Annotated in this window: 4 protein-coding genes; all 4 read right to left on the minus strand. The window is 64.9% G+C overall.

The window, feature by feature from the left end:
- On the minus strand, positions 1 to 508 hold a 508-nt coding region (locus tag MFF42_RS23605; RefSeq protein WP_238258209.1), incomplete at its 3' end, for a TniQ family protein.
- Complete coding sequence (locus tag MFF42_RS23610; protein WP_238258211.1) at positions 505 to 1,563, minus strand: TniB family NTP-binding protein; 1,059 nt, start codon at positions 1,561 to 1,563, stop codon at positions 505 to 507. The genes MFF42_RS23605 and MFF42_RS23610, both read right to left, overlap by 4 nt.
- Complete coding sequence (locus tag MFF42_RS23615; protein ID WP_238258213.1) at positions 1,563 to 3,848, minus strand: TnsB C-terminal domain-containing protein; 2,286 nt, start codon at positions 3,846 to 3,848, stop codon at positions 1,563 to 1,565. The genes MFF42_RS23610 and MFF42_RS23615 overlap by 1 nt, the downstream gene beginning before the upstream one ends.
- On the minus strand, positions 3,848 to 4,556 hold a 709-nt coding region (locus MFF42_RS23620), incomplete at its 5' end, for a hypothetical protein (RefSeq protein WP_238258214.1). The genes MFF42_RS23620 and MFF42_RS23615, both read right to left, overlap by 1 nt.

The following is a 4,556-nucleotide window of genomic DNA, read 5'->3' on the forward strand; positions in this document are numbered from 1 at the left end:
GGAGGGGGTGGGAAAGGCGCGGCAAAGGTTGCGCGACACGGGTCCCGTCGGGCGCCCGGTCGAGATGAGGGTGCCACCACGCGAGCGGCCCGTCCAACCCTCCCACGATCCCGCAGCCATGAAAGGGGCATACCGTGAAGGAGAGAAGGCTGTGGTAGGTCCGGTGGTGCGCGCTCTCCGCTAGGCAGCCGGGGCAAACCCTGGGCGCCTCACTCCAATGCCTGCGTCGCACCTCCACTCCAAGCAACCGCACGGTGCGTGTCGTCACGACCGGCGTGGCGTCGATCAGCCGGTCCATGCCCCTCATTTCGAGATGCGAGACGGCATCGAGGCAATCCCCCGGATCGAGGTTGCGACCGTCGAAGCCCATGTCGTCGGCGAAGATGCGGGCGCTGACCTGGTTATTGCGGGCGGCAAGCCGCGAGAAGTAACCCGTTGCGGGCTCGTGCTCCGCAGGGTCGAACCACCGGCGGATCAGATGGCGACGAAGAGGCCTCTCCCTGGTCATGACCGCTTCCTCGGTCGCTTCTTGTCGAACATGGCCTTTCGGGTCCGCTCGGCCACGAAGTCCGTCTGAGCATCGTTGGTGTCGTCCTCGTCGAGGTCGACCCGCTCGGGGTCGAGTTGATCCTGGAAGTGCACGAACGTTGACCCGGGGGCCATCCTGAGCTTTGCGGCAAAGACCAGATGCTTGTTTTCGATGCACTCTGAGTTGTCGTTGATCGCCTCGTGCGCGGCGGCGATGATGATGTTCATCATACGGCCGATCAGCCCCCCGGACAGGTCGTAGAAGTGCGCCGCCCGCTCAATGGAGCCAAGTCCCGACTTGGCTTGAAAAGGTAGCCTATTGTCGATCCCGTCGAGGAGGAGGAGAACCTTCTCGCGTTCGCTGGGAATCCTCCACTGATAGGGTTGGAGCGTCGCGTTCGGCAGGCCGCCCCTACCTTCGATCTGCTCCGCACCGTTCAGGATCCCGTACAGGCCCATGCGGCCCGCGCAGAGTACGTTGCAGGTCCCGCTGTCAAGAATCCCCTTGATGAACCCCATGGTCTTCTTGATGTATCCAGTGCGGGGGTTGGCCAAGCTGTTGTCGACATCGTCGAGGATCACGAGCTCGACGCGATGATCCGGCAATGCCTCTATGGCCATATCCATCAGGCACTGGGTCTTGACCTTGGGGATGGACCTGTAGCCAAGGGCGTAATGAAGATACGACGCGACGTCATGAGGCGTCATCTCGTTCTTGATCTCGATGTACACCACCGGCCGGGTCATCGCCGCGGCGCCCGTCTGAGAAGGAAACGAAGAGGCATAGTCCTGCAGCAGGAATGACTTTCCGGCCCGGCTCTGACCGAGCAGTGCTCCAAGGTTTCCCTTGTCGTGCGTTCCCCCGATTACAGGCCTGTGGAACGCGCTGACGAAAGAAAGGGCTTCCTTGTAGCTCGGGTACCGGACGAGCACCGAGCCGACGAGCTCCTGGCGCTCGACTGGAGGCAATCGCGACACCCGCAATCGCTCCTCATCGCTCAGCTTCGTATCGTTGAAGGTTCTGATCGCCTTCATCACACATCGTCCCAATCGGAATGCTTGTTTCGGATCTCATCGAGATCTGTCGTGGGGGCTGCGGGAGCGGCCTTGTCCGATGTCTGCGCCACGTCCTTCCGAGGCTTGCGGTCGATCCTCTTCGGACGCTGTTCCGGTTCGGCCTCGACCTGACGCACACGCTCCGGTTCCTCCCGCGCGCGGCGGTTCAGGTTCGGCGCGCGGGGGGACCGGTACTCCGGCCGCGTCACGTGCTCGGGATCCTCGATGTCCAGGGGCCCCGCGCTGGCCTCCGCGCTGTCGTTCACGGTGGCGACGCGGCTCCGGATGCGCTTGGCCTTCTGCTGCCCGAGGAAGCGGGCCAGCTTCCGTTCGACACCCTCTACGCCGCGCTGCTTCCGCAGACGCTGGATCGCGACGAGCATCTGTCCGCGCGTCCGGAGCAGGCCGTCGATGTCCACGAATTCTCCGACCGTGCGGAGGTGATGCGAGATAATCACCGTGTGTTGGTGCTGTGTCAGGCCTGCCGCATAGTCCTGGCGGACCGCCGGAACCTCAATCGAGATCTTCCGATAGGGATTAAAAATCCAGATCTTCGAAAGATCCTGAGGGTCGCGGGTGACACGGTACTTGGTGCCCCCATGCTTTCCCTTGCCGGGCTTGTGCTTGGGGTGCGTGAGGATGAGGATCAGCTCATCGGACTGATACCTGATGTAATCCCACTCGATCCCGTAGTGCTGGATGGTGCGGTGGTCGACGTCTCCGGCCAAGGAGGCGAAGGTGTCGGGGTGCGGCAGGTCCCGAACCTTGACCTTGCCAATCTCCTGCCGCCAAAGCCGGATCGGGACATCGGGAAGCGTGCGGAGCGGGCCCAGGCCCTTGTGGGGCGCCCAGTGATGCTCGTCGCAGATGTAGGTGACGAGAAAGGCCTCGAATTCACGCAGGGTCAGGGCCGGCGGGTCGAGCGCCTCCTCGTGCTCACGGCGCTCGGCGGTGTTCGAGAGGGTCGTACCCGGGACGGCGTGGGCAACCCTGCGGTTCAGGATTCCGAACAGCCTCTCTTGCGCACCCTTCATCCAGGGCTCGCCCGGACGCAGTTCGACGACCTCGAACCGCAGCTCGTTCGCGGCGTGGGCGATGTTGACGCCCAGGAAGTGCATGGCGTTGTCGACGAACATCCGCTTCCAGCGGCCTCGGCAGGGCCAGCCGGTCTTGACCGACGGAAAGGGCGACAAGTCCTTCTCGTACATCGCGTGGCGGACGGCCTCGATGAACGAGGCGTAGGACGGCATCTCCCATCCGATGCCGATCCCGAGGACCATGCCGGTCCGACGACAGCGGATCGTGATGACGTCCGGACGGCCGAAGACGATGTCCGACTGGTCGTCGATCAGCTGGACGTCGAAAGTCGTGTGATCGACCTCCACCTCTTCGAGGGGCAGCGCAGGGAGCGGCCTTTCGTAGTAGGCGGCGTTCGCGCGACCGGCCTTGCCTCCACCCTTGCGGAGATAGTCCTTGATGTACTTGTCGACCTTCGCGAACTCGCGCTCCATCGTGCGAAGGCTTGGAAGCGCGACGCCGCCATCCGGGTAAGTCTCGTCCACCCAGATGCGTAGCAGGGCCAACGCGTCGCCCGCGGTGCCCTTCGGCAACAAGAGTGCGCGGTAGGTGCAGGACCTCATCGCCGCCAGCACCTTGGGCGCCCATGGCTGCTGTGTGTTAGCGTAGCGCCGCTTCCTGATAAGCGCGGCCTTCGCCAGGACGTCCCCACTGACCATCCACTTGTCGACCTGACGCATGACCGTGGACGGACTGGGCGCCTTCTCACCCCGTCTCTCGGCAACCTCCTTGATGATGGGACGGAGCTTCGGTCGGGACTTCTTGTAGCCGCCAGGCATCCCGTAGCAGGCTACCACGTAGTCCAGGTGGCAGTCGGCGTAGCGCGACTCCTCCTCGGTCAGGCCGAGGGTCGTCGGCTTTTCCTGGCGCGGCCTGTCCGGATCCTCGTTGAGAAGCTCGAAGCGGAATTGGCCTTCCTTCTGCAGGAAGGCTACCTCGCGGTCGGTGAGGAAGACCGGGGCACCGCTCGGGATCTCAGAGAAGCTAAGCAGTCGCGGCCCGGCTGGCCGGCCAGGACTGGCGGCCCTGCCGGGGATCGCGCGCTCGAATTCCAGACGGCGCAAGGCGGCATCGTCTGCCCGGCCGATGGAGACGATGTCGCCCACGCGGAGCTCAAAGGCTGGAGCATCGTCAGGCGGCAGGTCGAGCAGCGCGTCGAGGCTCGGGAAGCTGAGCTGACCCGACATCACGCGAAGGGTCCCGCGTGGACCGTGGTCTGGTCATCGAAGGCCTGGCTCATGTCGAGACCGACCTCACCAGAGACCGCGAGTTCGACCAGGGCGGAGAAGGCCGGGTCGCGCTCGCCGTCCGTCACGAGGCCCGATGCGTCGCGGATCGCGCCGATGGTGCTCGGCAGGCCCAGGCGCCCAACGGCTCCGCGCACCGCCGCGAGGGCAGCCGGATCCTCCGCCGGCGGCCGGTGCAGCAGCATGATGGCGATGTTGGTCCGCCGCGGCTCGACGAGAATGTGCTCCTCGGTGAGGACGGTGAAGGCAGCCCCGTGATCGACCCTGTAGGCCTCCCGGATGATCGGCTCGACGGCCTTCCACTCGGGCAGGGCGCGCAGCCACGACCACTTGAAGTCCACGATGACGACGCTCCCGTCGGTGGTCAGCACAGCTAGGTCGGGCACGTACGTCTCTACCCGTGTTGAGCCGTCCGGGCCGTCGACATGGAAGGTGAGGCGATGGGGCTGGGGCGCGACGCGGACGTATCGCGGGTTCGTCTCGATGTGCGCCAGCCCGTCCATCTCCAGCACGCTCTCCGTGCGGATCGGCTCGCGCAGGAAGGTCTTGCACGTGGCGAACCGACCGGGCCGGCTGATCCGCTTGGTCTTGGCCTTGATCCGGCGCACGGGCTTCAGGCCTGGCTTCAGGCCGAGGGCCTCGCGGTTC

Origin of the sequence: Methylorubrum podarium (genome assembly GCF_022179745.1) — a bacterium.
In the GTDB taxonomy this organism is placed as follows: Bacteria; Pseudomonadota; Alphaproteobacteria; order Rhizobiales; family Beijerinckiaceae; genus Methylobacterium; species Methylobacterium podarium.

Coding starts and splice junctions, on each gene's coding strand:
- MFF42_RS23615 (WP_238258213.1), bottom strand. CDS start 3,848: ATGTCGGGTCAGCTCAGCTTCCCGAGCCTCGACGCGCTGCTCGACCTG.
- MFF42_RS23610 (WP_238258211.1), bottom strand. CDS start 1,563: ATGAAGGCGATCAGAACCTTCAACGATACGAAGCTGAGCGATGAGGAG.